At 69.2% G+C, this 18,858-nt stretch carries 16 protein-coding genes; 8 read left to right on the top strand and 8 right to left on the bottom strand.

Annotated elements, in window-relative coordinates; all coding sequences use genetic code 11:
* Positions 1–6: 6 nt before the first annotated feature.
* From PWF70_RS20205 to PWF70_RS20215, 3 genes are read right to left on the bottom strand one after another with little or no spacing between them, the layout of a single operon-like run.
* Positions 7–918 carry a cation diffusion facilitator family transporter gene (locus PWF70_RS20205; RefSeq protein WP_035754561.1) on the bottom strand — a complete coding sequence of 304 codons (912 nt, stop codon included), beginning with the start codon at positions 916–918 and terminating at the stop codon, positions 7–9.
* A gap of 52 nt (positions 919–970) precedes the next feature.
* Positions 971–2,092 (bottom strand): FUSC family protein, encoded by a 1,122-nt coding sequence (locus PWF70_RS20210; RefSeq protein WP_006360995.1) that lies wholly within the window; start codon positions 2,090–2,092, stop codon positions 971–973.
* 19 nt (positions 2,093–2,111) lie between these two features.
* On the bottom strand, positions 2,112–2,558 hold the full coding sequence (locus PWF70_RS20215) for a DUF3151 domain-containing protein (protein ID WP_006360994.1): 447 nt from the start codon (positions 2,556–2,558) through the stop codon (positions 2,112–2,114).
* 168 nt (positions 2,559–2,726) lie between these two features.
* Between PWF70_RS20215 and PWF70_RS20220 the strand changes: the two genes are divergently transcribed.
* On the top strand, positions 2,727–4,805 hold the full coding sequence (locus PWF70_RS20220; RefSeq protein WP_279941107.1) for an Rv0361 family membrane protein: 2,079 nt from the start codon (positions 2,727–2,729) through the stop codon (positions 4,803–4,805).
* Positions 4,802–5,122, top strand: coding sequence for a hypothetical protein (locus PWF70_RS20225; RefSeq protein ID WP_006360992.1), 321 nt, complete (start codon positions 4,802–4,804; stop codon positions 5,120–5,122). The genes PWF70_RS20220 and PWF70_RS20225 overlap by 4 nt, the downstream gene beginning before the upstream one ends.
* Positions 5,123–5,252: 130 nt before the next feature.
* Here PWF70_RS20225 and fbaA read toward each other — a convergent pair whose 3' ends face one another.
* Complete coding sequence (fbaA, locus tag PWF70_RS20230; RefSeq protein ID WP_006360991.1) at positions 5,253–6,290, bottom strand: class II fructose-bisphosphate aldolase; 1,038 nt, start codon at positions 6,288–6,290, stop codon at positions 5,253–5,255.
* A gap of 186 nt (positions 6,291–6,476) precedes the next feature.
* On the opposite strand from fbaA, the gene PWF70_RS20235 reads away from it, so the two are divergent.
* Positions 6,477–7,457, top strand: coding sequence for a DUF368 domain-containing protein (locus PWF70_RS20235; protein ID WP_279941108.1), 981 nt, complete (start codon positions 6,477–6,479; stop codon positions 7,455–7,457).
* 76 nt (positions 7,458–7,533) lie between these two features.
* Positions 7,534–8,265 (top strand): VTT domain-containing protein, encoded by a 732-nt coding sequence (locus tag PWF70_RS20240; RefSeq protein WP_006360989.1) that lies wholly within the window; start codon positions 7,534–7,536, stop codon positions 8,263–8,265.
* Between the two features lie 4 nt (positions 8,266–8,269).
* Here PWF70_RS20240 and PWF70_RS20245 read toward each other — a convergent pair whose 3' ends face one another.
* From PWF70_RS20245 to PWF70_RS20260, 4 genes are all read right to left on the bottom strand, one after another.
* On the bottom strand, positions 8,270–8,956 hold the full coding sequence (locus tag PWF70_RS20245; RefSeq protein ID WP_006360988.1) for a TrmH family RNA methyltransferase: 687 nt from the start codon (positions 8,954–8,956) through the stop codon (positions 8,270–8,272).
* The gene (gene pyrE / locus PWF70_RS20250) at positions 8,949–9,530 is read right to left on the bottom strand and encodes an orotate phosphoribosyltransferase (protein ID WP_006360987.1); all 582 of its coding nucleotides are present in this window, start codon (positions 9,528–9,530) and stop codon (positions 8,949–8,951) included. Before pyrE ends, PWF70_RS20245 begins: the two co-directional genes overlap by 8 nt.
* A 98-nt stretch (positions 9,531–9,628) precedes the next feature.
* Positions 9,629–10,549, bottom strand: coding sequence for a TtfA family protein (locus PWF70_RS20255; RefSeq protein ID WP_006360986.1), 921 nt, complete (start codon positions 10,547–10,549; stop codon positions 9,629–9,631).
* 37 nt (positions 10,550–10,586) lie between these two features.
* The gene (locus PWF70_RS20260; RefSeq protein WP_279941109.1) at positions 10,587–11,600 is read right to left on the bottom strand and encodes a D-2-hydroxyacid dehydrogenase; all 1,014 of its coding nucleotides are present in this window, start codon (positions 11,598–11,600) and stop codon (positions 10,587–10,589) included.
* Positions 11,601–11,687: 87 nt separating this feature from the next.
* On the opposite strand from PWF70_RS20260, the gene PWF70_RS20265 reads away from it, so the two are divergent.
* The 4 genes from PWF70_RS20265 to PWF70_RS20280 are packed head-to-tail and all read left to right on the top strand — an operon-like array spanning position 11,688 to position 18,822.
* A complete protein-coding gene (locus PWF70_RS20265) occupies positions 11,688–12,995 on the top strand; it encodes an aspartate aminotransferase family protein (protein ID WP_006360984.1) in 1,308 nt (435 codons plus the stop codon).
* Positions 12,979–16,068, top strand: a complete 3,090-nt coding sequence (locus PWF70_RS20270) for an FAD-binding and (Fe-S)-binding domain-containing protein (protein WP_155225529.1) — start codon at positions 12,979–12,981, stop codon at positions 16,066–16,068. The genes PWF70_RS20265 and PWF70_RS20270 overlap by 17 nt, the downstream gene beginning before the upstream one ends.
* On the top strand, positions 16,065–17,570 hold the full coding sequence (locus PWF70_RS20275; RefSeq protein ID WP_042378521.1) for an NAD-dependent succinate-semialdehyde dehydrogenase: 1,506 nt from the start codon (positions 16,065–16,067) through the stop codon (positions 17,568–17,570). Before PWF70_RS20270 ends, PWF70_RS20275 begins: the two co-directional genes overlap by 4 nt.
* A gap of 58 nt (positions 17,571–17,628) precedes the next feature.
* On the top strand, positions 17,629–18,822 hold the full coding sequence (locus PWF70_RS20280) for a M24 family metallopeptidase (protein ID WP_042378519.1): 1,194 nt from the start codon (positions 17,629–17,631) through the stop codon (positions 18,820–18,822).
* The last annotated feature ends 36 nt before the right edge of the window (positions 18,823–18,858 follow it).

Raw genomic sequence — 18,858 nt, forward strand, 5'->3', positions numbered from 1 at the left:
GCGGGCTCACCACGTCATCTCGTCACGACATCGTCCCTGATCGTCGTTGTCCACCTGAACCGTCGCGTGCTCGAGCCCGTGGCGCGCCAGGACCGCCTGCGCGGCGGGCAGCACCTCGGAGTTGGGCCGGGTGCTGCCCAGGTGCACGGTGGCGACGTCCATGCCGGTGGTCAGCGTCCAGACGTGCAGGTCGTGGACATCGTCGACGGTGGGGATTCCGGCGAGATCGGAGCGCAGGGACTCGACGTCGATGTGCGCCGGCGCCTGTTGGTTGAGGATTCGCAGCGCGTCGATCGCGAGCCGGAGCGCACGCGGCACCACCCACAGGGCGATGAGGACCGCGACCACGATGTCGGCATAGCCCCAGCCGGTGGTCAGCGCGACGATGCCGGCGATCAGGACCCCGACGCTGCCGACGGCGTCGGCCAGGACCTCGAGGTAGGCGCCGCGGACGGCGATGGACTCTTTCGCGTCGGCACGGAGCAGAAGCATCACGACGAGGTTCACCGCCAGGCCCAGCAGCGCCACGATGATCAGCGTCAGCCCGGGGACCTGGGGATCGTTGCCGATTCGTTCGATGGCCTCGATCAGGACGAACGCCGCGACCCCGATGAGCAGGACCGCATTGGCGACGGCCGTGAACACCTCGGCACGATGCCAGCCGAAGCTACGGGCGTCGGTGGTGCGGCCGTGGCGACCCAGCAGCAGCGCGATCAGGCCCATGATCAGTGCGACGACGTCGGTGAGCATGTGCCCCGCGTCGGCGATCAGCGCGAGCGAGTTGACCAGGATGCCGGTGACGAGCTCCACGACGAAGAATCCGCCGATGAGCGCGACCGCCAGCACCATCGGCCACAGCCGCCGCTCCCCCGCGACGCCTGTCCCGGGGGTGTGGGAATGCGAGTGTGAATGACCCATGATGGCGGTCAATATATGCAGAAGTCTGCATATGAGGCAACACCGGCGCGCGTCAGCTCCGCAGGGTCGCCAGCGCCGAGGAGCGCCGCAGCCCGGCGATCATCAGCAGGTCGACGAGGAGGGAGCGGATCTCCGCGAGCAACGCGGCCTCGGAGAGATCGCTGTTCGCGGCCAGCTCGATGCGCGCCTTGCGGACGATGGACCGGACGACGCGGGCCGCCTCCACCGGATCGGGATCGTCGCCGGGATCGGCCATCATCATCGCCCGCAGGACCTCGAAGGCGCCCCCGATGTCGTCGATGATGTCGATCAGCGCCGGTTGCACCGTCTCCCCGCGCTGGGTGATGGCGAGCGATCGCCGCGCGATGATCCGCAGGTTGCGGACCGCATTGTCGATGGGATCGGCCGTGGCGACCAGCCGGTCCAGGCGGGTTCGAGAACTCCAGTACAACGGGGAGATCCGGGTGACCTCTCTGCCCCCGGACATGTCGGCCCGCATCATGTTGATCGCCGACTGGGTACCGCGTGCGGATTCGAGCGCGGCGGCGATCGTCTCCGCATCTCCGCTACGCAAACCCGCGGCGACCGACCGCGCCGCATCACGAACCGTGACGAGTACCCCCGCGGCATCCTCGCGCGCCCGTGCCGCGGGATTCACGGGAAAGAGTGCGCCCACCAGGATTCCGACGAGCCCACCGATCAACGCGTCGATGGCCCGGTGGAATCCGGCGACGCCGCCGGGCGGCAGGAGTGTCGCGACCAGGACGGCCGACGACGCCGCCTGCATCGGGATCAGCGGGCCGTCGTCGAGCAGCACGGCGAGTGCCATCGCCAGCACGACCACCACGATGATCTGCCAGGCACCCTCTCCGACAGCACCGATGAAGAGATCGCCGACGAGGATGCCGATCGCGACACCGCCGACGAGTTCGACCGACCTGCGCCAGCGCCGCCCGAGGCCCAACCCGAGTGAGATCACCGCGGCGATCGGCGCGAAGAACGGGTCCGGGTGATCGAACACGTGCATCGCGATCCACCACGCGAGGCCCGCGGCGAGTGCGCACTGGACGATCGGAACCAGGGAGACCCGGAGTCGACGGAGGCGTCGTTTCAGCGCACCGGGCAGGGAGTCGTAGACCCTGCGCGGGAACGAGTCGCTCGCGGCTGCCGACATTCGACGAGTCGCGGGTCTGTCAGACCAGGCCGAGCTCGGTGGCCGCCCTGGGATCGCTGTCGTTGAGGAGGTCGAGGCAACGCAGGTGCTCGTCCTCTTCGCCGATCAGTTCCGCGGCCCGGGCGAGGGCACCGACGCATCGCAGGAATCCGCGGTTGGGTTCGTGGCTCCACGGAACGGGACCGAAGCCCTTCCATCCGTGACGACGCAGCTGGTCGAGCCCGCGGTGGTAGCCGGTCCGTGCGTAGGCGTAGGCGGCGATGACGGCACCGGTGTCGCCGGCCTCGCCGGCTGCGGTCGAGGCTGCGAGCGCCGCCTCGGCGAGATACGCCCAGGCGATGGAGGCGGTGGGATGGGCGGCCGCGACCTCGGCCGGGACGGCCCCGTTGAGCAGGTCCGACTCGGCGTCGTCGTCGCCGGTGAGCAGAACCGGCTGCGGGCCGAGGAGATCTCCGAAAGACGTCATGTACCCATTCAAGCATCGAGCCCGCTCCTGTGACCGCATCGACCGAACGCCGTAGTGCTGGACCTGCCGACGATTCGCTAGGGTGAATGGCGCAATCGGTCCTGTCGCCGAGCTACTCGGTGGCCGGACCGAAACCATGCGATGGGCAGAATGCGGGGTGATCAGTCGATGGCTCGATCCGACAAGCCGAGAGCTGCTGTCACCAAAGCACTTTCGACGCTGCGCCAGGCCCGGGACGAACGTCGCTCACGGCGGAGCGGCCGACCGGGCGCCGGCGCCGGGCCCGCTGCGTCCGCTCCTGGTGGCGCGGACGCGGGTCGGGAGCTCACCGGCCGATCCGACGCAGGCCCCGGCGACACACCGGGCACCGCCCCGTCGAGGCCACCCGCAACGAAATCCGGCCAGAATTCCCGATCTCGTCCGGACATCGCGGACATCACCCCGGATACTGTTCCGACCGGCGACGACGCCGAGAACCAGAGCACCAGCAGAGAGGGCCACGAGCCAGCCGTGGACGATCCCACCCAGAACGACACCGCCGAGAACAGAGCCGACGACGCGGCAGACACCGGCACCGACGCTTCTGACGCCCAGACCCCCGCGAAGAAGGCCTCGGCCAAGGCTCCGAAGCCGAAGGGCGGGCGCGGGATCGACGGTGCGACCCAGATCATCAGCCGGGACAACCTGCCGTCGCTGGAGGATCTCGAGGATCTGGACTCGATCGATCCCCTCGGCACCGACGCCGCGGACACTCCCGATGCCGACACATCCGACGCCGAAAAAACCCCGGCCGAGCCGGAGAGCAAGCCCGCCCGCCTGGGTCCGAGCGACTCCAAGACCACCGTGATCCGCCGCGAGGATCTCCCCGACCCGAGCGAACTCGAAGATCTCGACGACATCGACGCGACCTCTGCGGCGCCCGAGCCGGCCGAGGAAGCCACCGAGCCGGTGGCCGATGAGCCTTCGGCGCTGGACGAGGCCGCCGAGCCGGCGGATGCCGAGGAGCCGGGCACGGACTCGGACGCGGTCGAGTCGGACTCGGCTGACGCCGAGTCGGAAACCGCCGAAGCCGCCGAGCCCGACGTCACCGACGAGTCCGGGGCGGGCGCAGCTGCTGCCGCCGTCGCGGCGGGCGCCGTGGGTGCGTCAGCCGCCGGTGCTGCCGTGGCCGGCGACGACGACGAGACCACGGGCGAGGATGTCACCGACCGGGCCGGCGCGGAAGCCGAGTCCGAGGATTCCGTCGCCGACGGCGAGGCCGAATCCGCCCCTGCGGCAGGCGAGGCCGAGGACACCGACGCCGAAGCCGAACAGGCTGCCGAGCCCGCCGACGAGGCCGCCATCGCGACCGAGGAGCCCTCCGACGCCACTGACGGGGTCGAGGCAGAGGAACCCGAAGCGGAGCACGAGCCGACCGAACCCGAGGGTGCGGAGTCCGAGGGTGCGGAGTCCGGGGGCGCCGAAGTCGAAGAGGCCGGGGCCGGAGACGCAGGCGCCACCGCGACCGACGACGAGGCACCGGCCGCCGACGCCCCGACCGAGGCGATATCGCTGGCGAAGGGCGAGGACGACCCCGCGACGGCCACGCCGGAAAACGAGCCGGCCGACGACTCCGATGCCACCACGAAGGTGATTCCGGCAGCAGCCGCTGCAGATGCAGCAGCCGCAGCCGGCGCGAAGGCTGCGACGCCGGATGAGCGCACCGACACCGTCCCCGAGCCCGCGGTCACCGCGCCGTCGACCGGCGAGTGGACGACCACGACACAACAGCCGCAGGTCATCCCCGGCAGCAGGCCGACCAGGACCACCAAGAAGCGCGGCATGGGCCCGCTGATCGCCGTCGCCGCGATCCTCGTGGTGATCGCGGCGGTCATCGGCGGCATCTTCGCCTACCAGAACATGACGGCGACCCCGCCGGCCGACGAGGCCGCCGAGGTGGCGCTCGACTACACGACCGCGCTGTACGAGGGCGACCTCGAGACCCTGCGTTCGGTCACGTGTGGCGAGCTCCATGCCTTCTACGAGGACTTCGACGACGCCGCCTACCAGAAGACCTACGACGCACAGAAGGCACGCAACGAGCTCGTCCAGACCCAGGCGATCAACGCCGTCCGAGTGGTCGAGGGCGGCGAGCTGGCCGTGGTGGAGGTCGTCGCGGTACACACGAGTGCCCCGGACGCCCCCGAGACGGTGACGCTGAACCTGCAGCGCGAGGGTGATGACTGGAAGGTGTGCAACCCCACGTGACCGGCGGTCAGGGGTGGGGTCCCCCGTCGACCACACCCCCGCCGCCGCAGCATGTCCCGGATGCGGTCCGGTATGACGGCCCGCCGGAACAGCGGGATCGGCCGTCGGATGTCCCCGCCTATTTCACCCCTCGGCGCCCCACACCTCCGCCCGTGTCGAGCGGTCCGTCGCGGCGTATCCGGCCCACGCATCCCCGGAGCACCGGTGCACGCGCCGGCTCGGGGTCCGGTTCACGCACCGATCCCGCGGTCCTCGTCTCCGCGCTCGTGATGATCGCGCTGGCGGTGGCGGTGATGGTCGGTTTGCTCACCTCCTGACGCGCTGCGGCCGTTCCACCTCCCCGGCGTGAGGTCACCGCCGGACGACCCCACGTCGAGTCCGACCAGGGCTCGAAAACAGTTCTGCCCGCACCCTCGCGGGGGTGCGGGCAGAACTTGTGTCAGACGATCAGGCGGTCAGCGACTTGCCGTTCGACTTGAGGTCGTTGCACGCCTCGACGACGCGCTCACTCATGCTGGCCTCGGCCTTCTTCGACCAGCTGCGCGGGTCGTAGACCTTCTTGTTGCCCACGTCGCCGTCGACCTTGAGGACGCCGTCGTAGTTGCCGAACATGTGGCCGGCGACCGGACGGGTGTAGGCGTACTGGGTGTCGGTGTCGACGTTCATCTTCACCACGCCGTAGCTGAGCGCCTCGTCGATCTCGCTCTTCAGCGAGCCCGAGCCGCCGTGGAAGACGAAGTCGAAGGGCTTGGCACCATCGGCCAGACCCAGCTTCTTGGCGGCGACCTCCTGGCCGGTGTTCAGCACGTCGGGACGCAGCTTGACGTTGCCCGGCTTGTAGACGCCGTGGACGTTGCCGAAGGTGGCGGCGAGCAGGTAGCGGTTGCCCGAGTCGCTGGCGCCCAGTGCCTCGATGGTCTTCTCGAAGTCCTCGGGGGTGGTGAACAGCTTGTCGTTGATCTCGTTCTCGACGCCGTCCTCTTCACCGCCGACCACGCCGATCTCGATCTCCAGGATGATGTTGGCCGCGCCCGCCTTGGCGAGGAGCTCCTTGGCGATCTCCAGGTTCTCGTCGAGCGGCACGGCACTGCCGTCCCACATGTGCGACTGGAACAGCGGGTTGCGGCCGGCGTCGACGCGCTCCTGCGAGATCTGCAGCAGCGGACGCACGTAGGTGTCCAGCTTGTCCTTGGGGCAGTGGTCGGTGTGCAGGCCGATGAGGACGTCGTACTTGGCGGCGACGACGTGTGCGAACTCGGCGAGTGCCACGGCACCGGTCACCATGTCCTTGACGCCCTGGCCCGAACCGAACTCGGCACCACCGGTCGAGAACTGGATGATGCCGTCACTGCCGGCGTCGGCGAAGCCCTTGATCGCGGCGTTGATGGTCGACGACGAGGTGCAGTTGATCGCGGGGAATGCGTAACCACCCTTCTTCGCCTTGTCGAACATCTCGGCGTACTGCTCCGGGGTTGCAATGGGCATCGACGAATCCTCCAGGGTGTTGATGTGCTCTGGTGTTCGGGTTCTCTCGCCCACGGTTGATGCGCCGTGGCGAGCAGCCGGACTTCCCGCGGCCGGACTTCCCTCAGTATGGCAGGTGCCACACCGGCCGGTGCGCCCACCATTCGGGCCCGGACCTGCACCGAGAGACATCGATAGGATCTCGGTGTGGCAGCCTCACGTTCTCCGGTCCGGTCCGACGACTCCCCGCCCGCTGACAACCCGTCCCCCCGACCGTCGGCGGTCACCGTGGCCTCAGATGTGGGCCGCGGTGCCCTCATCGGCGTGGCCGAGACCATCCCGGGAGTCTCCGGCGGCACCGTTGCCCTGATCACCGGCATATACGACCGGCTCATCGCGACGGCGAAGGCGGCGACGACGTTCCCGGCACGTTGCCTGCGGGGCGTCCGATCCGACGATGCCAACCGGGTCGACTGGTGGCTAATGGTCCCGGTTCTGGCGGGAATGGCGATCGCGGTGTTCTCGATCGCCGGCGTGATGGAGGGATTCGTCACCGAGCAGCCGGTGTACTCCCGGGCTCTGTTCATCGGCATGATCGCGGTGTCGGTGGCCATCCCGTTCCAGGAGATCCCGCGCGGTACGTTCACGACCACCTCGTCGAAACTGTCCGCCGTCCTGACGTTCGTGATGATGGCCGTACTCGTGTTCGTGCTGACGTCGCTGCCGCGGTCCGAGGTGTCCGATCCGCCGCTCGTGGCGGTCTTCTTCGCAGCGTCGGTCGCGGTCTGCGCACTCGTCCTGCCGGGCGTCTCGGGTTCGTTCTTCTTGCTCGTGATCGGTCTCTACGCACCGACGCTGGCCGCCGTCGACGACCGCGACCTCATGTATCTGGGGGTTTTCGCCGCCGGCGCCGTCGTGGGCCTCGCCTCGTTCGTCCAGGCTCTCGAGTGGCTGCTGCGCACACACCACAGCCTGGCGATGGTCGGCGCCGCCGGCCTGCTGCTGGGTTCGCTACGAGCCCTGTGGCCATGGCAGGACCCGGCGGACGGTGCGCCGATGCCCATCGGCGACGACTGGCCGGGGGCGTTGGGCATGTTCGTCCTGGGTGCCGCGATCGTCGGCGCGGTGGCGCTCGTCCAACGCAGACTCGGCTCGTCGAACGGCCGGCCCGCCGGGGCTGCGGGCTGATCGCTCCCGGGCGGCGCACCGACGCCGTTCCCGCGCGATTCCACCCTCCTCGCCCGCGCAGGTACTCTGGGTTCCCGTGATCGACTCAGCACTTGCCACCACGACCACCAACCTGGCACTTCTGCCGGGATTCCTGGATCCGGTCAACCTCCTCAACTCGTTCGGCACCTGGATGCTGGCGGGTCTGCTCTTGGTGGTGTTCATCGAGTCGGGCCTGCTGTTCCCGCTGCTCCCGGGCGATTCCCTGCTGTTCACCGCGGGCCTGATCGTCGCCGCGAAGTCGGCCGACATCGAGCCGTTCGCGCCGCTGTGGGTGCTGCTGGTGACCATCCCGATCGCCGCATTCCTCGGTGACCAGGTCGGGTACTGGATCGGCAAGAAACTCGGGTACACGCTGTTCACACCGAACGCGAAGGTCCTCAAACAGGTCTACATCGACGAGGCCCACGAGTTCTTCGAGAAGCACGGCCCGGTCACGATCATCCTGGCCCGCTTCGTCCCGATCGTCCGTACCTACGCGCCGCTCGTCGCGGGCGCCGCCCGGATGCGGTACCCCGTCTTCCTGACCTACAACATCGTCGGCGCGGTGGCCTGGGGCGCGGGCGTGACCCTGCTCGGCTACTTCCTCGGACAGATCGCGTTCATCCGCGACAACGTCGACTACATCTTCCTGCTCATCGTCTTCGTGTCGGTGCTCCCGATCATCTCGGAGATCGGCAAGCGCATCCTGCGGGCTCGCAAGCGTCCCGTCGAGGAGGAGCCGCTGGCCCCCTCGAAGGATCCGGCCCCCACTCCCCCGGCCGAGTAGTCGTCTACCAGGCCTGATCCAGATCGGCGTGCTGCCGGATCCACGCGTGCATGGCGATCCCGGCAGCCACTCCGGCGTTGATGCTGCGGGTCGACCCGAACTGCGCGATCGACACCGTCATGTCGGCCTGACGTTGCGCGTCGTCGCTCACGCCCGGACCTTCCTGACCGAACAGCAGCACGCATTCGCGCGGAAGTTCCACGGTCTCCAGCGGACGCGATCCCGGAGTGTTGTCCACCGCGACGACGGACAGACCTTCTCCGCGCGCCCAGTCGAGCAGATCGCCGACCGTGTCGTGGTGCATCAGGTGCTGGTAGCGGTCGGTGACCATCGCGCCGCGACGGTTCCAGCGGCGTCGTCCGACGATGTGGACCGCCGCGACGGCGAACGCGTTCGCGGTACGCACGACGGTGCCGATGTTGGCGTCGTGGGCGAAGTTCTCGATGGCGACGTGCAGCGGGTGCCGGCGCGTGTCGATGTCGGCGACGATCTCCTCGCGCTTCCAGTACCGGTACGCGTCGACGACGTTTCGGGTGTCGCCGGTCGCGAGCAGTTCGGGGTCGAGGTGGTCGTCGTCCGGGGTCGGCTCACCGGGGTGTTCGACCGACCAGGGGCCCACACCGACCGGCGGTCCCGTCACCCACTCGGTGGGACCGGCGACCCCGGCGTCTGGATCGGGTGCGTCAGGCAAGGCCGAGATCGCTCAGCCCGAGCAGTGAGCGGTAGGGCACGCCCAGCCCGGTGATGACCGCGTCCGCGCCGGTCGCACGGTCGACGACGGTGGCGACACCGACGACGTTGCCGCCGATCTCACGCACGGCCTCCACTGCGGTCGACGGCGAGGCGCCCGTCGTGCTGGTGTCCTCGACGACGAGCACGCTGCGGCCGACGATGTCCGGGCCCTCGATTCGACGCTGCATGCCGTGGGCTTTTGCGGCCTTGCGCACCACGAAGGCGTCGATGTCGCGACCGTCGGCGTGCATGATCGACGTCGCGACCGGGTCGGCGCCGAGCGTCAGACCACCCACGGCGACGTACTCCCAGTCGGCGGTCAGCTCGCGCATGAGCGTGCCGATCAGGCGGGAGGCCTCGTGATGCAGGGTCGCGCGGCGCAGGTCGACGTAGTAGTCGGCCTCCTTACCGGAGGAGAGTGTCACCTTGCCGTGCACGACGGCGAGTTCGCGGACCAGTTCGGCGAGTCGCGCCCGCGCCGCTGGGTCGACCGGGGGCGGCGTGCCGTCGGAAACCGGGCTTGACGAGGACATGCGACCACTCACTCTCGAACTCTCCGGCTGTCGGCCGGTGCACTGGATGACGATTACCCTACGGTGTCCGCGACACCGTTCGGATCAGCCCTGTCGGGTCAGCTGCGGTGGCGATTCGACCGCTCGCCGGTGTCCTCGGGCCGACGCGGCGAGTCCTCGGGTTTGCGCGTCGCGGACCCGCGGACCGGCATCGGGGCCATGCCCCGGCCCGTCGTCGACGAGGTACCGGTCGCCGGCGGCGGCTTACGGACCGGCGGGGCACTCGGCTTGGCGGCCGGGGAAGCCTCTGTGGCGGGAGCCGCCGCGGCCTGCCGGCGACGCTTGTCGCGCATCGACTCGGTCTTCTCGTCGGCGAGCTCGGCGCGCGTGGGTCCGTGCGGATCGCGTGGGTCGGGCGAGTCCTCGGGTTCACGCACCGGCGGGAGAACGCGCAGCAGGTCGGCGAAGCGTCGAACCACTTCGAGGCCGGTGTTGAGCGTCGCGGGATCATTGGTCAGCGGAAGCGAACCGAGCGCCCAGTTGCCCTCGTTCCACAGCACCTCGACGAACGCCGGGGCCTTGTTGGCCAGGGCGACCATGCGCCGGTCGCACACGCGCCGGGCGACGTCGAGGTTGTTGGAGAACATGACCCGCGGCCCCATCGCACCGAGGAGCTCGACGTCCTCCTCGGCGGGCGCGAGCACATCCTCGTGACGCAGGTCGACGACGACGGGCGAGGGCGAGGATCGGCGGACGGCGATCACGGTCGCGGTCTCGGCGAGATCGAAGACAACGGTCTCCACGCCGCCGTAGCGGCCGTAGGCGACGTCGCGGACCTCGACGTGATCGGGGACGTTCATCGTCGCCCGACGGAACACCTTGCGCAGCTTGGTGTCCGTCTCGCGGAACTTGAACTCGTGCTCATCCCCCCAGATCGCACGCTGGTGCCGCGCGACGCTCGACCGCTGCCGGTCGAGCCACAACAGGACGCCCGCACCCGCGAGTGCCACGGCGGCGATCAGGAAATAGACGGTGGTCATCGCGCTACAGCCTACTATCGGCCGCGCCGCGACGACGTCATCCGCCTCCGGTTAGGTAGCCGCGTTCCTTGTCGACGACGTTGACCAGCGTCTCGGCGACGACGGCACCGTCCGCGGTGTCGTCCAGACCGACGTATCGGCGCAGGTTCTCGAGGATCTGTTCCGACAGCGCCTCGCGCCAGCCGAGCGCGTCGCCGCTCATGTGCGCCGAGATCGCGACGCCGGGCAGATCCCACAGCTCGTTGTCGGCGGGCAGCGGTTCGGTCGCGAACACGTCGAGCGAGGCCGCACCGAGGCGCCCCGACCGCAGCGCGTCGATCAGCGCCGGCTCGTCGACGAGTTCGCCGCGGCCGACGTTGATCAGATGCGCGCCCGGTTTCATCGCGGCGAGCACCTCCGCGTCGATCATCCCGGCGGTCTGTGGGGTCAGCGGCGCGATGGTGACGACGTTGTCGAAGTCGCCGACATGCTCGGCGAGTTCGGCGGTGGCGACGACCCGGCCGAAGTCGGGGTCGGACTCCCGCGCGGTTCGCCCGCCGCCGACGACGTGCATCCCCACGGCACGGAGTAGCCGCGCGGTGGCTCGGCCGATTCCGCCGGTCCCGATGACGAGGGCCGAGGTACGCGACGTGCCGACGGTTTCCCGATGCTTCCACACGTGATCGCGCTGCAGGGCCATCGACTCGTGTAACCGCTTGTCCCGGGCGAGGATCGAGGCGAGGACGAACTCGGCGATGGGCCGGTCGAACACGCCGTGCGCGTTGGTCACCACCACATCGGAGGTCTTCAGCTCGTCGAACAGCAGCGAGTCGACACCTGCCGCGCAGACGTGCACCCACCTCAGCGACGCGGTCGTCTCACCCCAGTTGTCGGCGAGCGCCCGAGAGAAGAAGTCCCACAACACCAACGCGTCCGCACCCGGCAGCGCATCCGCGAGATCGTCTGCGACGCAATGGCGTATCTCGGCGAGTTCGGCGAGCTGATCGAGGTTCGATGGCGGCGCGACACCTGGGGCACCGAGGAGCGCGAGGACCGGACGTCGGGTGCTCATGCGGCCACCGTAGCCCGAGAACAACCCCTGAGCACCGCCGACTGTCACATTGTTGACAATCGTACGATCTAGCGTCACGGTGTACCCATGACTGCCGGCGTTGACTCCCCCACCCGCATCCACCAGACGGCCTCACTCAGTCCTGCGCTCAAGCAGGCGACGCCGGTCGTCGTCGACCATGCGCTGGGGTCCTGGATCCACGGCACCGACGGCCGCGACTACCTCGACTTCACCACCGGCATCGGCGTCACCAGCACCGGCCACTGCCACCCGCACGTGGTCGAGGCCGCGCAGGCCCAGTGCGCCAAGGTGATCCACGCCCAGTACACGACCGTCATGCACCCGCCGCTGCTCGAGCTGACCGAACGACTCGGTGCGGTCCTGCCGGCCGGCCTGGACTCCGTCTTCTACGCCAACTCGGGTTCGGAGGCCGTCGAGGCCGCGATCCGCCTTGCCCGCATGGCGACCGCGAAGCCGAACATCATCGTCTTCCAGGGCGGATTCCACGGCCGCACCGTCGCGGCCGCAAGCCTCACCACCGCGGGCACCCGCTTCTCGGCCGGCTTCTCCCCGCTGATGGGCGGCGTGCACATGGCACCGTTCCCCTACGCCTTCCGCTACGGCTGGGACACCGACACCGCGGTCGACTTCGCGCTGCGGGAGCTCGACTACCTCCTGCAGTCGCGCGTCGCACCCAACGACACCGCCGCGTTCCTCATCGAGCCCGTCCTCGGCGACGGCGGCTACCTGCCGACGCCGCCCCGATTCCTCCAGGGCCTGCGCGAGCGCGCCGACCGCCACGGCATCCTGCTCATCCTCGACGAGGTGCAGGCCGGGTTCGGTCGCACCGGCAGATTCTGGGGCCACCAGCACGCCGAGGGCCTGACCCCGGACATCATCGTCACCGCAAAGGGTCTGGCGTCGGGCTTCCCGATCTCGGCGATCGCCGCGTCGACCGAGCTGATGAGCAAGGCGTGGCCGGGATCGCAGGGCGGAACCTACGGTGGCAACGCCGTGGCCGCCGCAGCCGCGGTCGCGACTCTCGAGGTCATCGAGGCCGAGGGACTCGTGGAGAACGCCCGCGTGCGCGGAGAGCAACTGCTCGCGGGGCTTCGCGAGGTGTGCGCGCCGTTCCCGGGCGTCGGCGACGTCCGGGGCCTCGGCCTGATGGCCGGCATCGAGTTCGTCTCCACCGATGCCGCCGGCAACCGGGTGCCCGACGCCCCGGCCGCCGTCGCGGTGCAGCAGGCCACCACGGAACAGGGCCTGTTGACGCTGACCTGCGGGCCGTCGGCCAACGTCGTCCGCCTCATCCCGGCGCTGGTGGTGACCGCCGACGAGATCGACCTCGGTGTCGCGCGGTTCGGCGCGGCGCTGCATGCCGCACTGGGTTAGGCCGGTGGACATCGCAGACGAGCTCGCCGACCTCGGCATCGATGCCGACGCCTCGCCCCGCCGTCTGGCCGAATACTCCTACGACGCCTCGAATTACCGCATCCCGCCGCGGGCCGTGACCTTCCCGCGGTCTGCGCGCGAGGTCGCGACGATCGTCGCGCGATGTCACGCCATCGGCGTCCGGGTGATCGTGCGCGGCGGCGGGACCTCGATGGCGGGCAACGCCATCGGCGACGGAGTGGTCATCGACCTGTCCCGTCACCTGGATCAGGTGCTGTCGGTCGATGCCGAGAACTCGAGCGCCGTAGCGGGTTCGGGCATCGTGCTCACCACTCTGGCGGCGCGGGCTCGTGCAGCGACGGAAGGACGGCTGACCTTTGCCCCGGACCCGTCGTCGGCGTCACGGGCAACCCTCGGCGGGGCAATCGGCAACGACGCCTGCGGAAATCACTCCGTTCGATACGGACGCACCAGCGACCACGTGATCGAACTGCACCTCGTCACCGCCGACGGGCTGCTGCTCACCGCGACGCGCGACGGGTTGTACGCCACCGATCCCCGCGACCGGCAGGCCGTGGCGCGGGCCGCCGAGATCACCGACGAGTTGCGGAAACTCGCGTCGGACAACCTCGCGATCCTGCGCACCGAACTGGAGACCATCCCTCGCCAGGTCTCGGGGTATCACCTCGCACGGCTGTTGCCCGAGAACGGATTCGACGTCGCCCGCGCACTCGTCGGGAGCGAGGGGACCTGCGCGATCGTGGTGTCTGCGAAGGTGCGCCTCGTCCCGGTCGCGACCTCCCAGCTCCTGCTCTGCGTCGGCTACCACTCCCCCGCCGACGCCGCCCGCGACGTCCCCGCGATCCTCCCGTTCGCGCCGTCGGCCATCGAGGGCATCGACCGCAAGATCGTCGCCACCATGGCCGCGCGCCGCGGCCGGGACACTGTCGCCGGACTTCCCGAGGGATCCGCCTGGTTGTTCATCGACGTCGACTCCGAGAGTGCCGGAGCACAGGGCGAATCCGACGTTCCGGCGACCGCCGAGCGACTCCTCGACCACCTTCGTGCGCAGGGCCGGATGATCGGCGCCACCGTCGTCGACGACCCGGTTCGGCGCAAGGCATTGTGGCGCGTCCGCGAGGACGGCGCCGGACTGTCGTCGCGTCTGGCCGACCCCGACGACGAGAGTGTCGGCGGCAACTACGAATCCTGGCCCGGCTGGGAGGACGCGGCGGTCGCCCCCGAGCGACTGGCCGACTACCTCGACGACTTCGCCGAACTCCTCGACCACCACCGCCTCACAGGTGTGATGTACGGCCACTTCGGCGCCGGCTGCATGCACGTCCGCATCACCTTCGACCTGCGCACCCCCGAGGGTCGCGCCGTGATGGAGCACTTCTGCATCGGAGCCGCGGAACTCGTTGTGCGTCATGGTGGTTCACTGTCGGGCGAGCACGGCGACGGGCGGGCGCGCTCGGCACTGCTGCCGATCATGTACGCACCGGCCATGATGGCGGCCTTCGCTCGGTTCAAGTCGATCTGGGACCCGGCGGGCAACCTCAACCCGGGCAGCATCGTCGACCCGCCGTCGATCACGGCCGACCTCGCCCTGGCCGACGTCCCGCGCCGCACCTGGCCGACCGCCTTCGACCTCGGCCACGGCCACGGCCACGGCTCCCGGGATACGCCCCCGAAATCCGCCCTCAGCAGCGGCGCCGATGACAATACGTCGGCGGCGGCTCCCTCCGGGGCGGATGTCAGGGGCGGTTCTCGCGAACTCCCGCTCCTTGATCCCTTCGTCCACGCGGTCCAGGGCTGCATCGGTGTCGGCCGGTGCCGCGCCGACACCGGTGGCGTCATGTGCCCGAGCTACCGGGCGACCCGCGACGAGAAGGATTCGACGCGGGGTCGGGCCCGGGTCCTCCAGGACATGGTGCGCACCGCCCCATCGGTCGACGACGGCTGGCGGTCACCCGAGGTCGCCGAGGCCCTCGAACTGTGCCTGTCCTGCAAGGCATGTTCGACGGACTGCCCGACCGGCGTCGACATGGCCACCTACAAGTCGGAATTCCTCGACCATCACTACCGTCGCCGTCTCCGCCCGCTGTCGCACTACTCCCTGGGCTGGATGCCGGCGTGGCTGACAGCGGCCGGAACCGCTGCGCCGCTGATCAATCGCGCCCTGTCCTCGAAGATCAGCGGCCTGGCCGCCCGCGCCGGCGGCCTCGACCCTCGCCGGACGATGCCGGCGTTCGCGGCCCGACGCACCCGCAAGGCGCATCTGGACGGGCTCGCCCCGGTGTCCCCGACCTCGCAGATCATCCTGTTCGTCGATTCGTTCACCCGCGCTTTCCGCCCGCAGGTGGCCGCCGCCGCCGCGGAGGTCTTGGGCGCGACGGGCGAGCAGGTCGGTTGTACGTCGGAGAACTGCTGCGCCCTCACCTGGATCTCCACCGGTCAACTGGGCAAGGCGCGCAGGACACTTCGACGCACCGCCGCGAACCTCGACGACGGCACCGACCGTCCCATCGTGGTGCCCGAGCCCAGTTGCGCTGCTGCACTGGCCAAGGACCTGCCCGAACTCGTCCCCACCGACAGCGCACGTCGCGTAGCCGCACGCGTACGCAGCTTCGCCGCCCACCTCCCGACCCTGCTCGACGCGGGATGGCGGCCGCCGCCGCTCCCGGACGAGGTGACCCTCCAGACCCACTGCCACGAGTACGCGGTCTTCGGCGCCCGCACCGGCACCGCGGCTCTCGAAGCACTCGGCGTCACCGTGCACTCCGCCGACGGATGTTGCGGTGTGGCAGGTAACTTCGGCTTCGAGAAGGGCCACTACGAGGTCAGCATGGCCGTCGCGGAGAACGGACTCGCACCCGCGTTGCGCGACAACCCGCATCGCCCCGTCGTCACCGACGGATTCAGCTGCGCGATGGCGGTCGAACACCTCGCTATGGTCGACGACGACTTGACCGACGCACGCGAGATCCGCGGGGTCCACCTCGCCGAACTTCTCACCTCCACAACCCGACCCCGACCCACCCCCGATCAACCGAGGAGAGCCCGATCATGACGGCCATCGCCACCACCCAGGTCCCCGACGCCATCTCGTCGGTCCACACCGACCTGTTCATCGACGGTGAATGGGTTCCGGCCGCCGCCGGCGACCGTTTCGACGTGCTCAATCCCGCGACCGGCGAGGTGCTCGCACAGGTGGCCGACGCCGACGCGACCGACGCCCGGCGCGCACTCGAGACCGCGGCCGCGCATCAGGCCGAGTGGGCTGCCACGTCCCCGCGCAGCCGCAGCGAGATCCTCTACCGCGCATACGAGATCATCATGAGCCGGGTCGACGAGATCGCCTCGGTGATGACCGCCGAGATGGGCAAGCCGCTGGCCGAGGCCAAAGGTGAGGTCGCCTACGGCGCCGAGTTCTTCCGGTGGTTCGCCGAGGAGGCCGTGCGCATCGGCGGTGACCACACCACCACCGGAGACGGTGGCCACCGCATCGTGGTGAGCAGGCAGCCGGTCGGCCCGTGCATCCTGATAACACCGTGGAACTTCCCGCTGGCCATGGGAACCCGCAAGATCGGGCCCGCCGTCGCGGCCGGCTGCACGATGGTTCTCAAGCCCGCCGAGCTCACCCCGCTGACCACACTTCTCCTCGCCGACATCCTCGTCGAGGCGGGCCTGCCTGCCGGCGTACTGAACGTCGTGACCACCACGAATCCGTCGACGGTGGTCACCGAGTGGATGGACAGCGGGCTCGCCCGCAAGGTCAGCTTCACCGGATCGACCGAGGTCGGCAAGACGTTGCTGCGGCAGGCCGCCGGAACCGTGATGCGCACCTCGATGGAGCTCGGCGGCAACGCCCCGTTCATCGTGTGCGCCGACGCCGACATCTCCCGCGCGGTGGACGGACTCATGCTGGCCAAGATGCGCAACACCGGTCAGGCCTGCACCGCGGCCAACCGGATCTTCGTGCACCGCAGCGTGATCGACGAGTTCACCGAGCAATTCACGGCGAAGATGGCCGCACTGAAGGTCGGCGACGGCGCCGCCGAGGGAACGCAGGTCGGTCCGCTCGTCGAGCCCAAGGCCGTCGCGAAGGTCTCCTCGCTCGTCGACGACGCGGTGTCCAAGGGCGCCACGGTGGCCTGCGGCGGTGTGGCGCCCGAGGGTCCCGGTTACTTCTACCCGCCAACGGTGCTGACCGGCGTCGGCCTCGACGCCGATCTGGTGCGCAACGAGATCTTCGGTCCGGTCGCGGCGATCATCCCGTTCGGCGACGCCGGCAATCCCCTCGACCCGGCCGCCGACGACGAGGTGATCTCTCTCGCCAACGACACCGCATGGGGTCTGGTCGCCTACTTCTTCAGCCAGGACGTCGACCGTTGCGCTCGCCTGTCGGGAGCGCTGGAAGCCGGTATGGTCGGGGTCAACACGGGCATCGTGTCGAATCCGGCCGCTCCGTTCGGCGGGGTCAAGGAGTCCGGCCTCGGCCGTGAGGGCGGCCGCGTGGGCATCGAGGAGTTCCTCGACATGAAGTACACGGCGACGCCGATCCGCCGCTGAGGACGCGAAAAGAACATCCCGCCGAACCACCGACGTGTGAGCAAGGAGCAGCAAGCCCATGTACCTCGGTACTCAGCTGTTCACCGACAGCGAGTACGAACAGCGCCTGACGAGGGTTCGTGAACTCATGGACCGTCAGGGGTTGTCGGCGATCATCGTCACCGACCCGGCCAACATCTTCTATCTGATCGGGTACAACGCGTGGTCGTTCTACACCCCGCAGATGCTGTTCGTCCCGATCGAGGGCGAGATGGTCTTCTACGCCCGGGAGATGGATGCCCGTGGCGCGCACCGCACGACGTGGTTGCCCGACGAGCAGATCGTCGGGTACCCGGAGAGCTACGTGCACCGGCCGCACGTGCATCCCTTCGACTGGGTCGCGTGGTCGCTCCGCCAGCGGCACGCCATCGCGCCCGCCTCGCGCGGCGGTTCGGTCGGCCTGGAGATGGACTCGCACTTCTTCTCTCCCAAGGCCTATCGCGCATTGCACAATGCGATCCCGGAGTGGAAGCTCGTCGACAACTTCGAACTCGTCAACTGGGTGCGGTCGGTCAAGTCCGAGGCCGAGGTCCAGCTGATGCGTCAGGCCGGGATGGTGTGCTCGGAGGCCATGCGCGCGGCGATCGACACCATCGACGTCGGTGTGCGGCAATGCGATGCGGCGGCGGCGATCTCGCAGGCACAGATCACCGGGACACCGGATTTCGGCGGCGACTACCCGGCGATCGTGCCGATGATGCCGACCGGCGCGGCGGCCGACACACCCCATCTCACCTGGCATCAGGGAACTTTCGTCGAGGACGAGGCGGTGGTCATCGAACTGACCGGCGCGCACAACCGGTACCACTGTCCGCTCGCGCGGACGGTGTCGCTGGGTACCCCGAACAAAGACCTCGACTATGTCGCGAAGGCCACCGCCGAGGGACTGAACAACGTCCTCGAGGCGATCAAGCCGGGGGTGGCGACGCGCGAACTCGCCTCCACCTGGAACTGGACCCTGGCCAAGTACGGACTCGAAAAGCCCTCGCGCCTGGGGTATTCGATCGGCATCGGGTACCCGCCGGACTGGGGTGAGCGCACCATCAGCATCCGCTCCGAGGACGAGACCGTCCTCGAGACCAACATGACCTTCCACATCGTCTGCGGGATGTGGATGGAGAACTACGGTTTCGAGCTCTCCGAATCGGTGCGGGTGAGCCCCACCGGCGTCGAGTGCCTCACGTCGTTCCCGCGGGAATTGATCCAGAAATAGTGTCGAGCACAACGCAATCCACTCCAGAGAAGGAAT

It is taken from the genome of Gordonia sp. Swx-4 (genome assembly GCF_030316175.1).
Classification (GTDB): Bacteria; Actinomycetota; Actinomycetes; order Mycobacteriales; family Mycobacteriaceae; genus Gordonia; species Gordonia alkanivorans.

What these genes read in the sequence shown, in the direction of transcription:
- PWF70_RS20205 (WP_035754561.1), bottom strand. Translation starts at nt 918, where the DNA reads ATGGGTCATTCACACTCGCATTCCCACACCCCCGGGACAGGCGTCGCG.
- PWF70_RS20210 (WP_006360995.1), bottom strand. Translation starts at nt 2,092, where the DNA reads ATGTCGGCAGCCGCGAGCGACTCGTTCCCGCGCAGGGTCTACGACTCC.
- PWF70_RS20215 (WP_006360994.1), bottom strand. Translation starts at nt 2,558, where the DNA reads ATGACGTCTTTCGGAGATCTCCTCGGCCCGCAGCCGGTTCTGCTCACC.
- PWF70_RS20220 (WP_279941107.1), top strand. Translation starts at nt 2,727, where the DNA reads ATGGCTCGATCCGACAAGCCGAGAGCTGCTGTCACCAAAGCACTTTCG.
- fbaA (WP_006360991.1), bottom strand. Translation starts at nt 6,290, where the DNA reads ATGCCCATTGCAACCCCGGAGCAGTACGCCGAGATGTTCGACAAGGCG.
- pyrE (WP_006360987.1), bottom strand. Translation starts at nt 9,530, where the DNA reads ATGTCCTCGTCAAGCCCGGTTTCCGACGGCACGCCGCCCCCGGTCGAC.
- PWF70_RS20255 (WP_006360986.1), bottom strand. Translation starts at nt 10,549, where the DNA reads ATGACCACCGTCTATTTCCTGATCGCCGCCGTGGCACTCGCGGGTGCG.
- PWF70_RS20260 (WP_279941109.1), bottom strand. Translation starts at nt 11,600, where the DNA reads ATGAGCACCCGACGTCCGGTCCTCGCGCTCCTCGGTGCCCCAGGTGTC.
- PWF70_RS20265 (WP_006360984.1), top strand. Translation starts at nt 11,688, where the DNA reads ATGACTGCCGGCGTTGACTCCCCCACCCGCATCCACCAGACGGCCTCA.
- PWF70_RS20270 (WP_155225529.1), top strand. Translation starts at nt 12,979, where the DNA reads ATGCCGCACTGGGTTAGGCCGGTGGACATCGCAGACGAGCTCGCCGAC.
- PWF70_RS20275 (WP_042378521.1), top strand. Translation starts at nt 16,065, where the DNA reads ATGACGGCCATCGCCACCACCCAGGTCCCCGACGCCATCTCGTCGGTC.
- PWF70_RS20280 (WP_042378519.1), top strand. Translation starts at nt 17,629, where the DNA reads ATGTACCTCGGTACTCAGCTGTTCACCGACAGCGAGTACGAACAGCGC.